At 52.3% G+C, this 14,416-nt stretch carries 17 protein-coding genes and 1 pseudogene; 9 read left to right on the forward strand and 9 right to left on the reverse strand.

Going from position 1 to position 14,416, the window contains the following annotated elements; genetic code table 11:
* Nucleotides 1-62 precede the first annotated feature (62 nt).
* Entirely contained in the window at nucleotides 63-1,013 is a 951-nt protein-coding gene (locus AC07ED_RS15335) for a tyrosine-type recombinase/integrase (protein ID WP_105236055.1), read from the reverse strand.
* A 76-nt stretch (nucleotides 1,014-1,089) separates the two neighbouring features.
* Between AC07ED_RS15335 and AC07ED_RS15340 the strand changes: the two are divergent.
* A pseudogene (locus AC07ED_RS15340) lies at nucleotides 1,090-1,248 on the forward strand (tyrosine-type recombinase/integrase); the annotation flags it as partial.
* A gap of 242 nt (nucleotides 1,249-1,490) precedes the next feature.
* Here the strand turns inward: AC07ED_RS15340 and AC07ED_RS15345 are convergent.
* Entirely contained in the window at nucleotides 1,491-2,696 is a 1,206-nt protein-coding gene (locus AC07ED_RS15345) for a porin (protein WP_105236053.1), read from the reverse strand.
* A gap of 27 nt (nucleotides 2,697-2,723) precedes the next feature.
* Here AC07ED_RS15345 and AC07ED_RS15350 point away from each other — a divergent pair, with 27 nt between their 5' ends.
* Nucleotides 2,724-3,686, forward strand: a complete 963-nt coding sequence (locus tag AC07ED_RS15350) for a tyrosine-type recombinase/integrase (protein ID WP_067547420.1) — start codon at nucleotides 2,724-2,726, stop codon at nucleotides 3,684-3,686.
* A gap of 118 nt (nucleotides 3,687-3,804) precedes the next feature.
* On the opposite strand, the gene AC07ED_RS15355 is transcribed toward AC07ED_RS15350, so the two are convergent.
* The 3 genes from AC07ED_RS15355 to AC07ED_RS15365 all read right to left on the reverse strand — a co-directional run bounded on the left by AC07ED_RS15355 (nucleotide 3,805) and on the right by AC07ED_RS15365 (nucleotide 5,373).
* A complete protein-coding gene (locus tag AC07ED_RS15355; protein ID WP_478242399.1) occupies nucleotides 3,805-4,152 on the reverse strand; it encodes a hypothetical protein in 348 nt (115 codons plus the stop codon).
* 68 nt (nucleotides 4,153-4,220) lie between these two features.
* Nucleotides 4,221-4,580 (reverse strand): hypothetical protein, encoded by a 360-nt coding sequence (locus AC07ED_RS15360; RefSeq protein ID WP_105236051.1) that lies wholly within the window; start codon nucleotides 4,578-4,580, stop codon nucleotides 4,221-4,223.
* Between the two features lie 427 nt (nucleotides 4,581-5,007).
* Nucleotides 5,008-5,373: a DUF6626 family protein gene (locus AC07ED_RS15365; protein WP_158664561.1), complete on the reverse strand. Its 366-nt coding sequence runs from the start codon at nucleotides 5,371-5,373 to the stop codon at nucleotides 5,008-5,010.
* Nucleotides 5,374-6,265: 892 nt separating this feature from the next.
* Between AC07ED_RS15365 and AC07ED_RS15370 the strand changes: the two genes are divergently transcribed.
* Nucleotides 6,266-6,844, forward strand: a complete 579-nt coding sequence (locus AC07ED_RS15370; protein WP_232230437.1) for a tyrosine-type recombinase/integrase — start codon at nucleotides 6,266-6,268, stop codon at nucleotides 6,842-6,844.
* Here AC07ED_RS15370 and AC07ED_RS15375 read toward each other — a convergent pair.
* Both AC07ED_RS15375 and AC07ED_RS15380 read right to left on the reverse strand, forming a co-directional pair.
* Nucleotides 6,841-6,981, reverse strand: a complete 141-nt coding sequence (locus AC07ED_RS15375; RefSeq protein ID WP_158664560.1) for a hypothetical protein — start codon at nucleotides 6,979-6,981, stop codon at nucleotides 6,841-6,843. The genes AC07ED_RS15370 and AC07ED_RS15375 overlap by 4 nt on opposite strands.
* A 106-nt stretch (nucleotides 6,982-7,087) precedes the next feature.
* Nucleotides 7,088-8,278, reverse strand: coding sequence for a porin (locus tag AC07ED_RS15380; RefSeq protein WP_105236050.1), 1,191 nt, complete (start codon nucleotides 8,276-8,278; stop codon nucleotides 7,088-7,090).
* Between the two features lie 236 nt (nucleotides 8,279-8,514).
* Between AC07ED_RS15380 and AC07ED_RS15385 the strand changes: the two genes are divergently transcribed.
* Complete coding sequence (locus AC07ED_RS15385; RefSeq protein ID WP_105236049.1) at nucleotides 8,515-9,168, forward strand: YggS family pyridoxal phosphate-dependent enzyme; 654 nt, start codon at nucleotides 8,515-8,517, stop codon at nucleotides 9,166-9,168.
* A 3-nt stretch (nucleotides 9,169-9,171) separates the two neighbouring features.
* On the opposite strand, the gene AC07ED_RS15390 is transcribed toward AC07ED_RS15385, so the two are convergent.
* Entirely contained in the window at nucleotides 9,172-9,666 is a 495-nt protein-coding gene (locus tag AC07ED_RS15390; RefSeq protein WP_105236048.1) for a L,D-transpeptidase family protein, read from the reverse strand.
* A complete protein-coding gene (gene ribA / locus AC07ED_RS15395; RefSeq protein ID WP_105236047.1) occupies nucleotides 9,663-10,736 on the reverse strand; it encodes a GTP cyclohydrolase II in 1,074 nt (357 codons plus the stop codon). Before ribA ends, AC07ED_RS15390 begins: the two co-directional genes overlap by 4 nt.
* A gap of 164 nt (nucleotides 10,737-10,900) precedes the next feature.
* Between ribA and AC07ED_RS15400 the strand changes: the two genes are divergently transcribed.
* The 5 genes from AC07ED_RS15400 (at nucleotide 10,901) to AC07ED_RS15420 (ending at nucleotide 14,369) form a co-directional block, all read left to right on the forward strand.
* Nucleotides 10,901-11,587, forward strand: coding sequence for a response regulator transcription factor (locus AC07ED_RS15400; RefSeq protein WP_067547397.1), 687 nt, complete (start codon nucleotides 10,901-10,903; stop codon nucleotides 11,585-11,587).
* A 182-nt stretch (nucleotides 11,588-11,769) separates the two neighbouring features.
* Nucleotides 11,770-12,558: an exodeoxyribonuclease III gene (locus tag AC07ED_RS15405; protein WP_105236046.1), complete on the forward strand. Its 789-nt coding sequence runs from the start codon at nucleotides 11,770-11,772 to the stop codon at nucleotides 12,556-12,558.
* An 81-nt stretch (nucleotides 12,559-12,639) separates the two neighbouring features.
* A complete protein-coding gene (locus AC07ED_RS15410; protein ID WP_105236422.1) occupies nucleotides 12,640-13,539 on the forward strand; it encodes a thioredoxin family protein in 900 nt (299 codons plus the stop codon).
* A 27-nt stretch (nucleotides 13,540-13,566) separates the two neighbouring features.
* The gene (locus tag AC07ED_RS15415; protein ID WP_105236045.1) at nucleotides 13,567-14,193 is read left to right on the forward strand and encodes an LON peptidase substrate-binding domain-containing protein; all 627 of its coding nucleotides are present in this window, start codon (nucleotides 13,567-13,569) and stop codon (nucleotides 14,191-14,193) included.
* The gene (locus tag AC07ED_RS15420; protein ID WP_105236044.1) at nucleotides 14,190-14,369 is read left to right on the forward strand and encodes a Trm112 family protein; all 180 of its coding nucleotides are present in this window, start codon (nucleotides 14,190-14,192) and stop codon (nucleotides 14,367-14,369) included. The genes AC07ED_RS15415 and AC07ED_RS15420 overlap by 4 nt, the downstream gene beginning before the upstream one ends.
* Nucleotides 14,370-14,416 lie beyond the last annotated feature (47 nt).

Genomic DNA, 14,416 nt, shown 5'->3' on the forward strand with positions numbered 1-14,416 from the left:
GAAATAGTCACACAGACGCGCCGGCTCGTGTCGGTCTTTCAGTCGACTTTGCACGGTGTTGGTTACTGTAAATGCCGTAGATCAACCTTGATTGCATTGGCTACAATATCGACACGATCCTTGAGCGTGTTGGGGAATAGATGTGCGTATCGCTCTGTCATTGATATGTGGTGATGGCCGAGAAGTTGTTGAACTTCATAGATGCTGGCCCCATGATTGATGAGAAGGCTGGCGTATGTGTGCCTCAAATCATGCATCCGAACTTGAGGTAGGGCCGCGGCAATTCGAGCGCGATCAAACGCTATGTGAAAACTCGTGTAGGGCTTGCCCGTCCGTGGGTTTGGAAAAATCCAACTGTCTGGGCTGATATCTTGTCCCAATTCCGTGGTTGTCTGTTTGACTTGTTCCAGAACGACTAACGTATCGTCACTGAGCATCACTTTTCTGCTTCGCCCACTCTTGCTAACGGCAACAAATAATTCTCGGTTCCGTAAGTCCACATCACGCCATTTTGCTAACCTCCATTCGCTCTTTCGAGCGCCAGTCAGGAGGAGGGTAACCGCGAATAGATACAAGTAGGGGTGATTGCTTCGCTTGCATTCTCCAAGGAGTCGGCTGATTTCAGCTTTGGACAAGAAGCGTTGGACATGATCGCCTACGGGCAATTTCTTGATTGCGATGCCATGGAACGGATTGCGGTCTAGATAATTCCAATGAACAGCAACATTCAACATACGGTTCAGCATAGAGGAATGCTTATTCACGGTCGCTGGCTTGTAGCCCTCGTTGATCTGCATCAGCTTCCATTGATCGATATCTTCACTCGTGATGTCAGCTAATTTTTGGTCGCCTAGGACAGGTCGGATATGTTTGTTGAAGACATACAAGTCGAGCTGGCTGCGGCGCTTAGTGGCTTTGGCAAAGGCAAAATATTTAGTGTCAAAGAAAGTGCTTAAGTCGGTGTGCGATCGATCTAATGCTTTGTTTTTATTTGATTTTAAATCTGTGTGCATTCAGATTTGCCCTTGATCCGATTCTCGCTGAACTCGGGGGCGTATAGGCGATTGATGCAAAAAAGGAAGTTTTTTGTCTCACAGCGGACGCAGAACATTCATCACCAAGCTGGCAAACAGCGGAGTAAATGTGCGTGTGTTGGCTGCTTTGGCTGGGCATCGCAGCATCGTAACAACGCAGCGATACATCGACGTAAACGAAGTGCAGTTGGCACGTGCAGTGGAGCTGGTTTAGTTCAGCATCCCACCCAAGCTACGCACATCAGTTGCCATGCCTTCAAGTACACTGCCTGTGCCATCGAGGAAGCCTTTAGCTGTGCCACAGCTGCTGAGCAGTAGCACTGCAGTCAATAGTAGGGCGATCTTATGCATCACTGCCTCGTCGAGTGTTGGTTGGAGCAAAGTTAGAATCAGCTATGCCAAAAGAAAAGAGCGGCCCCGAAGGACCGCTCTCTCATTCAAACTGACTGGGTCAGATTAGAATGCGAAGGACAGTTCAACAGTTGTGCCGACTGCGTAACCCTGAGCGCCGATATCGTCGTCGCCAGTGAGTTCGTCATTGTTGGTGTCGTCAGCGTACGAAACGAGCAGCGATGCGCCACCGCCGAGGTCGTACGAAGCACCAACGTAGGTGTCATCGGTATCGCTGTTCTTACCGACATAACCGGCATAAACAGTCAGGCCGTTGCCAGCGTCGAACGAACCCTCGAGTTTGGTAACGTCGGTACCCTGTTCGTCAGCGTATGCTGCGGTAAGAGCCATACCGTTTGCTGCGTAGGCGAAGGTGATACCCATGTTATCTTTCGCGTCAACTGCAGTGCTGTCGTCTTCAGATACGTAGTATGCAGAGACAGTTACGTCGCCCATCGGGTAAGAAACCGAGATACCAGTCGAGTCGAAGTCGGTGGCTGTACCCGATGTAGTTTCCGAAGCGTAAGCTACTTTGATGTCTGCGCCAGCTGCAGCGAATGCAACCGATACACCCATTGTCTCAGCGTTGTAGAAATCGCCGTTGGTGGAAGCAGGGTTCGCAGTGGTAGTTGTGAAATCAGTTGCTTTTGCTTCTTCCTGATAAGCAACTACAACAGTCGCTGCGCCAACAGTTGCTTTAGCACCGAAGGACATCTGAGCGATGTCATCAGCAGCTACAGCGCCTTTGTTGTTGTAGGTGACGCCGGAGACAGCCATGTCTACACCGCCGAACGAGAAGGTACCTTTGAGTACGCCTTCGCCGTCTTGGATCGAGAAGCTGTCAGCTTCCATATCGCCAGCAGCCGACCACATCGACTTTGCGGCGAACTCGGTGTCGCCGTATACGAGCGAAGCAGCGTCCGAAGAAAGAGTTACAGTAACACCGCGCGAAGCATTGTCTTCGGCGTCAACTTCATCGACGTCAGCCGAAGCGGAAACGGTGATGCCGTTGTCCAGAGTAGCGGACAGAGCAACGTCAACGTTCAGGTCAGAGTAGAAACCGTTGTGATCGCCGAAAGTAGCGTTGTTCGCCAGACGACCGTTGTCGTCGTTGTAGCCCAGAGTTGCCGAGCCGGAGAAGGAAACTTCAGCAGCAGCTGCGCCAGCGAAAGCTGTCAGTGCGACGGAAGCGAGAAGGATAGCGGAATGGTAGCTGGAGTATTTTTCACTATCTAAATCAAGAACTTGGTCGTCCTTGTGTGCAGCTGACATTAGCGTTGTAGCAAGGAGATATTCGATATGCGACCGATTTCGAAGTTATTCGGCAAGGACAAGAAGAGCGTCGCTGTGAGCGAAGCTGCAGAGCCAGCTGTAACGCTCGCAGACTTCTTTGATGCAAAGTACTATGCGTTTGCAAAGGCTACCAAGCGTCGTAGTCAGCTGGACTACTATGTGTTCAACAAACACATCCGCTCATCACTGGGTCAAAAGCCCCTGAGGGAGATTACCAGTGAGGACTTGGATAGCTGGGTGCTGCATCAGATTGATGCTGGCTACAAACCCGCAACGGTAAATAAGCACTCATCGATGCTGAACCGTATCCTAAACATCGCTGTGCATTGGGGATACTTGGACAAGAACGTGTTCAAGGGCGCAGCGATTAGAAAGTTGCCCGTTGGAGACTACGTGCAGCGGTTCCTAACTGAAGCTGAGATACGACGCTTGCTCAGTGCCTGTAAGCGCAGCAGTCACCCGTATCTGCATCTATTCGTAAAGCTGTTGTTGTTGACGGGTGCGCGGAAGAGCGAACTTAGACTTGCTCGGTGGACTGATATTGATGAGCGCAAGAAAGAACTGTTTGTCGCTGTCAGTAAAAGTGGACGCAGCAGAACAGTTATGTTGAGTGACAAGGCGCTGTCAGTATTGCAGCAAGTCAAAGCGCGATCAGAAGTTTTGGGTGTGCCGACAACACGTGACAGTTGGATCTTTGCCAATCCCCGTACTCGAGCCCCATATACAAGCCTGCATAATGCCTTTGTAGAAGCACGAGAAAGTGCTGCTTTGCCGTCAGTGCGTATGCATGATCTTCGTCATACATATGCAAGCCTACTGATCAACAATGGCGCCAGTATCTACGAAGTGCAGCGACTGTTGGGGCATTATCATATTTCGATGACGGAACGGTATGCTCAGCTGTTCCCTAATACCTTGCAGGATCGCGTAGATATTATTGCAGGCGCTATCGACTTGGATCGTATTTGATCCCTGCATCACTATGCCAGTTAGCCCCAACTGCAAGCAGATATTGAACAGCTATAAATCGCAACAAATACGCCAAAATCGCACAGATGATCCTGTGTTCTGTTGCTGAGTAAACGCCTCAGTCCAGCCCCGTGCGTAAGAACTTGAGTAGCTCTGCATTGGGATTGGATGATGCAGATACAGACTGTGTCGTCTCATAGTCAGCGGGATCATATTCTTCAGTCCAGCGATCAATGCGACGTATGCTCTCATAAGGCTGTGCCATTAGGGCTTCATGATCAACTTCATAAGTGTCAGCGATTATGCCATCACGCCAGCCAGTCAACGCCATGCGTTCATGCTCTGTCAGCTCACCCAAACGCTCAGCGATTTTCTCACCTAACTGCTCAAGCCGTCTATCCAGCTTGCCACGTGTACTGGCTCTTGCAGTTGCCATGCGTGCCGCAACGGATCTGTAGGTACTCAACAACTGGACCGCTTGGTCATACAGCGGCCCAGTGTCAACTTGCTCATACATTCGTACAACACGCCGTATTACTTTTTTCTGCGGCGCTCTTCTTCTTCAGCCCAAGTCTCATCGGTGCTGTCTTTGATGATAGCGTGGAAGTTCTGCAGTGCACCACGCACACCTTCGAGACTATTGTCGGCATAGGTAATAAAGCCCTCTACCACTTTGCCGCCGTAGCGAGCACTTAGACGGCGCTTGCCATCAACGCTTTGTGGCGCCCACCAGTACTGCGTTGTGTCGCCATTTAGCTCACTTACATCCTTGTAAGTATCAATCGTGGATAACATACGTTCTACTTGCACCAGTAGCTTCGAGCGTGGCCCAGCACTTGGGCTTTGCATTGGTGTTACATTATGTTTCTTCATCAGTTCTGCGAGTGTCGGCATTGTATCCTCCATTTAGTGCCATAATGATACTTAGAGCCGCACTGAAGTTGGGCAAGTTTATTTCTCTGTAGCGATTTCTGGTTCAGTAAATGGGCGAGGAGTAGGCTTTGGCGGATTGGGGCTTTGTGTCGAAGGAGCGGCTGGCTTAGGCACGGGCATAGTGGGCGGCTTAGGAGCGCGAGGACGAGGCTGTGCTTTGGGTTTGCCAGTGTCGCGCAGCTTCGTCAGCACATCTCCCATCGCATCATGCATAAGAGCCAATGCAGACAGCTTGGTGCTATAAGCCTCTTCGTTTGCTATGCGTCGCACCACGTTCAACGCACGCTGTATATCTGACAGCGCACTCACAGCTTGCGCCTTGCTGGGGCTGCTAAATCACCACCCCAAATAGCTAAGTACTCCACCAGCAGATTTTGCAGCACTGCTCTCATTGATGCAGTACCCCATTTCGGCTGCGCCACTTGCGCTCTGCTTGGGTTTCAATCGCTTTGATGCACTGCGTGTGCAGTTTGCCAAACACCCCAGCCCAATGCACATGATGACTTTGTGTGCTCTGAGACAAATGTCCTTCATGCCACTTGAGCTTGCTGGCACAGACACTGAGTGCATCAGCACTGGGCGCTGTGCCCGTAAATCGTAATGTACGCATATAACACGCACTCTTCCCCAGCCATTGCTCGCAGAACTCGCGTTCACTGCTTACAGCATTACAGCTCTTCAACTGATCACGTATCTGTTCCAGTAATCTAACAGTCATCCATACCACCTCCTTGTTGATGTATTTATCAATCAACACATGATGGCAGTTATTCGTGCTCAGCTGTTTCAACACATCCGCTATAGCGTCTGTGTATCACCTTCACACATCGCGCTTCGTATGCACTTCGCTTGCTGTGCTTGGTGATCATTTAGACATCTATTGATGATCTATTATCTAAATCCCTTTCGCCGAGCAGTTAGATCAACGCCCCTTTGGGCATCGATCTAAACACGCACGCCTTTCGCGTCGCTATGTCAGGCTGTATCGCTGAACCATTACAGGAAGAGCAGGTTTTGCTATCATCTCTATTACCAGCGCATCATACGCACACATGAGACCCATACAGCTGAGCTATCTCATGTGATAACGGGTCTCTCATCGAGGCTGTCATCCGTTTCACTTGCTGACTGTGCTGCACATACATGAGCACACATCATTCACCACACTATTACGACAATCAAAGCTGCTGGCTGGCTGAACATTTATGCCTTTGCAACTTGAAGCATCCCACCGACAAGGATGGGGTAGTTGATTGAAGCGTACAACGAGCAGTACGTTTACTCACCGTCTCACATCAGAACGGATTTGCGGCACTATTACAGTCGGCGTGCTAACCTTCATCTCGTTTGTAGTTGTGCCTGTAGTGTTGCCTGCCAAATCTAAATCAGTGCCTACCCTTGTTTGTGCGCCTATGTGTTGCCTTACATAGTTATTTATCAACTTCGCTAGACAACCGATTTTTTTCTGGTTCGATACTGCTGTTCAGTTTTGCGGCATTTATTGACACCCAACCTCTCATAAAATCGTGTTTTGCTGAGAGAACACGCTAAGTGTTTGAAGTTATTGAGCCCTGCAGTGGTGCCATCTTCGGTCGTCCAACCAGGCTCTCAGAGCTTATGCTGTCTGTACTGCCAGAGATGAGAGAATGGAGCAGAAGATGGCGCAAGCACGTACACTGAGCGAAGACGAGATCAAGATGGTATTGAACTACTGTCGAGCACGGAGACACTGCGTACGTGATCGCACGATCCTACAGCTGAGCTTCCTTGCAGGCCTCCGTGTGATCGAGATTGCAGGGCTCAAGATAGCAGATGTGTACGAGGACTCAGGCAAAGTACGCGACAGCTTCGTACTCGCAGCAGAGCAAACCAAGGGCGGATTTGAGCGCAGAGTGTTTGTAGGACGCAAGCTCAACAAGGCGCTCGCTGACTATTACCCAGTCATTCGCAAGCGCAAACCAGACACGCCGCTGTTTCAAACACAGATAGGCGGTGCTTTCTCAGCCAACACCATGTGTCAGCTGTTTCTAAACATCTACAGTGCAGCTGGGCTAAAAGGGGCAAGCAGTCACAGCGGACGCAGAACATTCATCACCAAACTGGCAAACAGCGGAGTAAATGTGCGTGTGTTGGCTGCTTTGGCTGGGCATCGCAGCATCGTAACAACGCAGCGATACATCGACGTAAACGAAGTGCAGTTGGCACGTGCAGTGGAGCTGGTTTAGTTCAGCATCCCACCCAAGCTACGCACATCAGTTGCCATGCCTTCCAGCACACTGCCTGTGCCATCGAGGAAGCCTTTGGCTGTGCCACAGCTGCTGAGCAGTAGCACTGCAGTCAAGAGTAGGGCGATCTTATGCATTACTGCCTCGTCGAAGTGTTGGTTGGAGCAAAGTTAGAGTCAGCTTTGCCAAAAGAAAAGAGCGACGCCTAAGCGCCGCTCTCTCATTCAAACTGACAGGGTCAGATTAGAATGCGAAGGACAGCTCGATGGTGGTGCCGTCTTGGTAGTCAGGGGTACCAACTTCGTCAGCTTTGATCGCACCTTTGGTGTCTGCATTTGCGTAAGCAACGAGCAGCGAAGCGCCGCCGCCGAGGCTGTACGATGCAGCAACGTACGAGTCGGTGCCGTCATCTGCTGCAGTTGCGTTACCGTCTTCGTCGTACATACCAGCAAGCAGGCTCAGACCGTTGCCCATATCGTAGGTTACGTCGAGCGAAGTTTTGGTTACGCTCTGGTCATCTTGGTAGTCCAGAGTAACAGCAACGTCACCAGCAGCGTATGCTACTGCGATACCGTAGTTCTCGTCGCCATTGTGACCGGAAAGGTTTGCAGCCGACGGGTTTTCGTCAACGTAGTAAGCAGTAACAGTTACGTCACCTACTGGGTATGCAACTTTGATACCAGTCGACGAGTTAGTGCCGTTAGCACCAGTATCTTCTTCAGCGTATGCAACAGTCACGTCAGCGCCAGCAACTGCCATCGCAGCGGATACACCCCAAACAGCGTTAGCGTTGTAGTCGCCCGCAGCTGCGCCGAGAACAGTGGTGTTAGCTTTTTCTTGAGTAGCTGCAGTGATGGTCACGCCACCCAAAGTGGTACGCAAGCTTGCCGAAGTCTGCTCTTGAACCGAGTTGGTTTGGTCCGACTGTACTACGATAGTCGAAGCCGACAGCTCTACGCCGCCGTAGTTGATGTCAGCGCGCAGTACTGCGTCAGCGTTAGCTGCGTCAGTGTAGTCAGAGGTAAAGCCGTCGGACTCCATGTCGCCAGCAGCTGCCCAGTATTTCGAGCCTGCAACGCCAGTGTCACCGAAGTAGATCGACGCGTTTTCTGAAGTCAGCGACAGGACATAGTCGTCAGCGTTCAGGTTGGTGTTGCCGTTAGTAGCATTGCCGTTGTCGTCTTGGATGTCGAAGTTGACTTTCGCGCCAACAGCGATGCCGTTGTCGAGGTCTTGCGACAGAGATGCCGACATGGTTGCCGACCAGTAGAAGCCGTCGTTGTCGTCAGTAGCGGTACCAGAGCGTGCAGTGATTGCAGCGGTAGCGTCAGTGTCGTTGTAGCCCAGAGTTGCCGAGCCCGAGAAGGAAACTTCAGCAGCAGCTGCGCCAGCGAAAGCTGTCAGTGCGACGGAAGCGAGAAGGATCTTTTTCATGGTTTACCCTCGTGTTTTTGCATTCACATGAATGCCAGTGAACCTAGCATTGGGAGGATATGTGCGCCCAAAGCCCCCACCACTCAAGTCATTTGCCCCGTTCATTCGGTGCCTTGATCAAAAATGATGCACGAAGGACACACCCGTTTATCGCGGAAATGGCGGGTGACAGGGGGGCTTGATCGTCCTATGTCCTGCTGAGCCGCCTTAAAACAAAAGACGATCAGGAGCGCGTTATGGGTTTGTCGGACATCAAAGACCACATTGCAAAAGCTGAGGCCGAAAGTGGTCGCGCAGAGGGAAGCGTCACTTTGATCGCTGTCTCAAAAGTACAGCCTAATACCAAAGTGGAGTCTGTTTTGCGCGAAGGGCAGCGAGTCTTTGGCGAAAATAAGGTTCAAGAGGCGCAGGGAAAGTGGCCAGCGTTTCGGGAACAGTTCGAAGGAATCGATTTGCACCTGATTGGGCCGTTGCAAACCAATAAGGCTCGGGCGGCGATGGAGTTGGTGAATGCGATTCACTCGGTTGATCGTCCGAAGCTGGCACATGCGATTGCACGTATTGCTCAAGAGATCGGGTCCTGTCCTGATTTGTTCATCCAAGTGAACACGGGCGAGGAGCCGCAGAAGGCTGGAATTTTACCTGCAGATGTCGATTCCTTTGTTGCTGAATGTCGTGCGCTCGATCTGCCGATCAAAGGTTTGATGTGCATCCCGCCTGCGGATGAAGAAGCGTCGATGCACTTTGCGCTGTTGCGTAAGTTTGCAGAACGGAACGGCCTTGAGGGGCTTTCCATGGGTATGAGTTCTGATTTTGAAAAGGCGATTGCCTTTGGTGCGACGCATGTTCGCGTCGGCTCGGCGATCTTTGGTGAGCGCGACTACGGCTAAGGGCTATAGTATATAGACTCGGCTTTGGTAGTTGATGCGGGGTGCGATCCAATGCAGGTCGCGCCGCGAGAGAGCCACACAGCCTTCGGTCGGATAAACGGGGCGGCGCCATTGATGGATGAAAATGGCAGATCCGCGTCCTTTGACGGCGTAGGGCCAGTTCCAATCTAGAATCAGAACAAGGTCGTAGAGCGGATCAGCGCGCCGTAGTTTTTCGTGGCTATGTGGGTAGGGTGCGCGAACCATGAGGTTGTAGTCCTCATGGTTGGGATCGTCGGACCAGAGATCAGTGTGACCTATCGGCACGGCCCAGTCGGTCGGTTTTGCGATCCGATCCGGGCGATAGAGCATGCCGACAATGCAGTGTTGCCCACGTGGGGTCGCGCCATCACCTTCGCGTTTGTTGTCAGTGACACCGCCGCGCCCAATGTTACAGGCGAAATGGCGGTTCATGAAACGCAACCCAGTTGGGCCGACGACCAGATCGAGCGGTGTCACAGGAGGTGTCCTGATTTCGATGCCTTCGTTGCAAGGTAGTGGTGGTTGTGGCGGTTCTCGCCGACCTTGAGGGCGACGCGTTCCACGACTTCAATCCCGCTATCGTTCATGCGTGCAACTTTCGCAGGGTTGTTGGTGAGCAATCGAACCGAGCTGAACCCCATGCGGCGCAAAATCTCTGCTCCGATGCGAAAATCACGTTCGTCGTCTTCGAACCCTAAGCGGTGATTTGCTTCGACGGTGTCAAAGCCCTGATCTTGAAGTGAATAGGCACGCATTTTGTTGGCGAGGCCAATGCCGCGTCCTTCTTGATTGAGATACAAGAGCACGCCCGCGCCTTCTTGACCCATCTGAGACAACGCGCCACGCAATTGCGGACCGCAATCGCATTTTAGGCTGCCGAGAACGTCGCCCGTAAAACAAGCGGAATGAAGGCGCGCCAAAACGGGCTTGTCCCGCGGGGGCTGGCCGATCTCTACGGCATAGTGTTCCTCGGCGCCGTCGTGAGGGCGGAAGATGTGCAAACGACCTGCTTCTGAAACATCGAGCGGCATACGGGCAGCGATAATTGGGTCGAGTGGCGACAAATCGGTGGCAAGAGTGGCGGAATCGGGGACGACTGTAAGGTTGTGGGCCTGCGCAAAGCTCGTTGGATTGGGGAGGTCCACCATGACCGCTGCTGGCAACAAGCGAGCGGCTTTGGTCAGGGCAATAGCAGCACGGGCAGGTTCTGCAGAACCCTCACGACGTGCGTGGAGCGGGCCTTTCATGGGGTGCCGTAGGTCATCAGCTGGATCCGCGATGCCACGAACCCATGTCAGCGCAGCATCAACAGGTAGCGCGATACGTGTCAGATCGCCGTCGTAGGCTGCGACCTTGAGTGTCGAAGCGCGGTGAGATGTGATCGCAATACTGGCGGCACCCATTGCCCTCACCTCGGCCAAACGGGCGGCGTTTAATGTTTCTGCCGCTAGAACGAGAGCGCCGCTTTCCAGCACAACAGGAACACCCATGCGTAAATCTGCACGGGCACGCGCTAGCCGTTCTGTAATATCGGGTGCAAATCCCATCGTCGAAACCTTTGCTTTGTCTGACTTAACTAGGGTGATTTGAAGGGAATTGAAACATTTCCCTTCTCTACGACACGACCGCGTGAATTTTTGTCGGAATCCTTGCCCTAAAGCGTACCAAGTCACAGATGTTCAATCAGACGTGAATGGAGGCCAAAAACGCTATGGCACAACTCAAACGCATTTTGCTTGTCGATGACGATGATGACCTGCGCGAAGCGCTAGGCGAACAATTAATTATGACCGAAGACTTTGACGTCTTTGAGGCTGGCAACGGCCACGACGCGATCGGTCGCGTCAAAGAGGGGATCTACGACCTCGTGATTCTTGACGTAGGTTTGCCTGACACCGATGGGCGAGAGCTCTGTAAGGTGATGCGCAAGCAAGGGGTCAAATGTCCGATCCTTATGTTGACGGGGCATGACACCGACAGCGACACGATTTTGGGTCTGGACGCTGGGGCGAACGACTACATCACTAAGCCGTTCAAATTCCCAGTGCTGCTGGCTCGTATCCGTGCGCAGCTTCGCACCCATGAACAGTCCGAAGACGCTATGTTCCAAATCGGGCCATATACGTTCAAGCCAGCGCAGAAACTGCTGCTGACCGAGGACGACAAAAAGGTCCGTCTGACGGAAAAAGAAACCAACATCCTCAAGTATCTTTATCGGTCGACAGACGGTGTTGTGCCGCGCGATGTGCTGCTTCACGAGGTTTGGGGGTATAACGCGGGTGTCACGACCCACACGCTTGAGACGCACATCTATCGTCTGCGTCAGAAGATCGAACCCGATCCATCCAATGCTCGCCTTCTGGTCACAGAAAGCGGTGGATATCGGTTGGTCGCCTGATTTGAGTATAAAATACGACCAAAATGTCGTATAGGTTGAATCGTTCCCTTGATGGCAGGGTTACGCCGTCATCCTCCCTGTTGGACTTGCCCCCGCATCTCGCGGGGGCTTTTTTCTGCGTGATACTGGTGGTCGTGGGCGCGTGATCGCGCTACACATCTGTCCGAAATATGGAGACGGATATGACTTTTACGCTGGCCACTTGGAACATCAACTCTGTCCGCTTGCGCGAAGCTCTCGTGTCTCGGCTCATGACTGAAGATATGCCAGATGTGCTCTGCTTGCAGGAATGCAAAAGCCCTGTCGAGAAAATCCCGTTCGAAGCGTTTCAGGCGCTTGGCTACAACTACATGATCGCACGTGGCCAGAAGGGCTATAACGGCGTGGCGATCCTATCGAAGATGCCCATTGTCGAAACCGATGCCCAAGATTTCGCATCGCTCAATCATGCGCGGCACATCGCAGGTCGGCTTGAGAACGGCGTGACGATCCAGAACTTCTACATCCCTGCGGGCGGTGATGAACCTGATCGTGAAAAGAACGAAAAGTTTGGTCAAAAACTCGACTACCTGACCGAGATGCGGGATTACTTTCACCATACCAAGCCAGAAAAGACGGTGATCGTTGGTGATTTCAACATTGCCCCGCGCGAAGATGACGTATGGGATCATAAGAAGCTGTTGAAGATCGTCAGCCACACTCCGATTGAGGTTGAGCACCTTGCACAAGTGCAGGAGTCAGCGAATTGGGTCGATATCACACGACAGGATATTCCTGAGGGGCTGCTCTATAGTTGGTGGTCCTATCGTGCGAAGGATTGGGACGAAGCCGACAAAGGTCGCCGTTTGGACCATATCTGGGCAACACCCGATATTTCGAGTGCCGCACATTCCAGCCGGATCAGACGCGATGTCCGTGGATGGGAACAACCCAGTGACCACGCGCCAGTTTTCGCGACCTTCGACATTTAAAACATTTCAATAACGGGATGTAACTTGTCTTCCCGTTACAGGCTGCTCATATAAGGGCAAACAGAATTCTAGGAGGGCATGATGCTCGAACTTGGCGGACAAAAAACGACTGGCGATCTGGTCATTGATACAACCGACGCAACCTTTGTGCAGGATGTTATTGAAGCGTCCAAAGAGGTTCCGGTCATCGTAGACTTCTGGGCGCCTTGGTGCGGCCCTTGTAAGACGCTTGGACCTGCGCTTGAGGCTGCGGTGAACAAGGCTGGCGGCGCCGTGAAAATGGTCAAAGTCAACGTAGATGAAAACCAGGGCTACGCTGGCCAGTTGCGCGTTCAGTCCATCCCGACCGTTTATGCGTTTTTCCAAGGGCAACCTGTTGATGGGTTCCAAGGTGCCATCCCACCGAGCCAAATTGAAGAGTTCGTTTCGAAACTAGCTTCTTTGGGTGGTGCGGAGGGCTTAGAGGCTGCGCTGGAAGAAGCTGAAAACATGCTCACCGAAGGCAACGCTGCCGACGCGGCTGAAGTGTTCGGTGCGATTATTGGTGAAGAAGCTGAAAACGCAGCGGCTTTTGGTGGTCTGGCGCGGTGTTATGTTGCGATGGGCGACCTTGATCAGGCTGAGGCCGTGTTGAACGGCGTTCCCGTATCAATTTCCAAAGCGGCCCCAATCGAGGCAGCGTTTGCACAAATTGCATTGGCCCGTCAGGCGGAAAAGGCAGGTCCTGTAGATGATCTGCGTGCTGCAGTTGCTGCAGACCCGGATAACATGCAGCTTCGCTTGGACCTCGCGCAAGCATTGCATGCGGCAGGCCAAGTCGCCGAAGCAGTAGATGAACTCTTGGAAATGTTCCGTCGTGATCGTGAATGGAATGATGGCGCTGCCAAAGCCCAGATGTTCCAAATCTTTGATGCGTTGAAACCAAATGATCCGATTGTTCTGAACGGTCGTCGTCGTTTGTCGTCGATGATATTTGCCTGACGGACGGAGCGTCCTACCTTGCGGGTCATGAGGACATCATCCGATCTGCCGCTTTCTATTCCGGTATTCCCGCTTCCGGGAGCTTTGTTGCTGCCACGCGCAAAGCTCCCGTTGCACATCTTTGAACCTCGATATCTTGCAATGATCGAGGATGTGATGAAGACGCCTGAGCGGCTGTTAGGAATGATCCAACCAAATGGCGGGCGAGGGTTGCATCGCATCGGTTGCGCTGGGCGTCTAACCGCGTTCTCCGAAACCGAAGATGGTCGCTATATGATCACCCTTACTGGCATTTCGCGGTTTCGTTTGGCCGAAGAGGTCGAAGGCTTCACACCTTATCGCAAGTTTAATGTCTCGTGGGATGGTTTTGGCAGGGATCTTGGTCCCGTAGAGCACGACCCAGACATGGATCGAGACGTGTTATTGTCGTTATTGGAGCGGTTTTTCGATGACAAAGGTTTGTCGACCGATTGGGACGGAATTCGAGATGCCGAAGACGAGCTCTTGATCAATTCGCTTTCGATGTTATGCCCCTTTGAGCCCGAGGATCGACAAGCGTTGTTAGAAGCGCCAGAGTTGGCACAACGGCGAGAAACTTTGATCACCTTGATCAGCTACGCTTTGCATGGCGGTGGTGAAGAGAGGCTACAATGAGCGAAATGACTTTTGATCCGAAGATGATCGAAGCCTTGGTCTGTCCTCAAACGCAAACCCGTTTGGACTATGATGTGGCGCGTCAGGAACTGATTTCGGTCGCTGCGAAGTTGGCCTATCCGATCCGAAATGGCATTCCTGTCATGCTGGTTGATGAAGCTCGCGCGATCGACTGAGGCGTAAGGGGCTCTTCCCCTCTTGGCCTACGGCCAATTCACCCCGG

The sequence above is a fragment of the Aestuarium zhoushanense genome, assembly GCF_056431045.1.

What these genes read in the sequence shown, in the direction of transcription:
- AC07ED_RS15405 (WP_105236046.1), top strand. Translation starts at nt 11,770, where the DNA reads ATGACTTTTACGCTGGCCACTTGGAACATCAACTCTGTCCGCTTGCGC.
- AC07ED_RS15420 (WP_105236044.1), top strand. Translation starts at nt 14,190, where the DNA reads ATGAGCGAAATGACTTTTGATCCGAAGATGATCGAAGCCTTGGTCTGT.
- AC07ED_RS15410 (WP_105236422.1), top strand. Translation starts at nt 12,640, where the DNA reads ATGCTCGAACTTGGCGGACAAAAAACGACTGGCGATCTGGTCATTGAT.
- AC07ED_RS15385 (WP_105236049.1), top strand. Translation starts at nt 8,515, where the DNA reads ATGGGTTTGTCGGACATCAAAGACCACATTGCAAAAGCTGAGGCCGAA.
- AC07ED_RS15360 (WP_105236051.1), bottom strand. Translation starts at nt 4,580, where the DNA reads ATGCCGACACTCGCAGAACTGATGAAGAAACATAATGTAACACCAATG.
- AC07ED_RS15380 (WP_105236050.1), bottom strand. Translation starts at nt 8,278, where the DNA reads ATGAAAAAGATCCTTCTCGCTTCCGTCGCACTGACAGCTTTCGCTGGC.
- AC07ED_RS15415 (WP_105236045.1), top strand. Translation starts at nt 13,567, where the DNA reads ATGAGGACATCATCCGATCTGCCGCTTTCTATTCCGGTATTCCCGCTT.
- AC07ED_RS15400 (WP_067547397.1), top strand. Translation starts at nt 10,901, where the DNA reads ATGGCACAACTCAAACGCATTTTGCTTGTCGATGACGATGATGACCTG.
- ribA (WP_105236047.1), bottom strand. Translation starts at nt 10,736, where the DNA reads ATGGGATTTGCACCCGATATTACAGAACGGCTAGCGCGTGCCCGTGCA.
- AC07ED_RS15370 (WP_232230437.1), top strand. Translation starts at nt 6,266, where the DNA reads ATGGAGCAGAAGATGGCGCAAGCACGTACACTGAGCGAAGACGAGATC.
- AC07ED_RS15345 (WP_105236053.1), bottom strand. Translation starts at nt 2,696, where the DNA reads ATGTCAGCTGCACACAAGGACGACCAAGTTCTTGATTTAGATAGTGAA.
- AC07ED_RS15335 (WP_105236055.1), bottom strand. Translation starts at nt 1,013, where the DNA reads ATGCACACAGATTTAAAATCAAATAAAAACAAAGCATTAGATCGATCG.
- AC07ED_RS15375 (WP_158664560.1), bottom strand. Translation starts at nt 6,981, where the DNA reads ATGCATAAGATCGCCCTACTCTTGACTGCAGTGCTACTGCTCAGCAGC.
- AC07ED_RS15350 (WP_067547420.1), top strand. Translation starts at nt 2,724, where the DNA reads ATGCGACCGATTTCGAAGTTATTCGGCAAGGACAAGAAGAGCGTCGCT.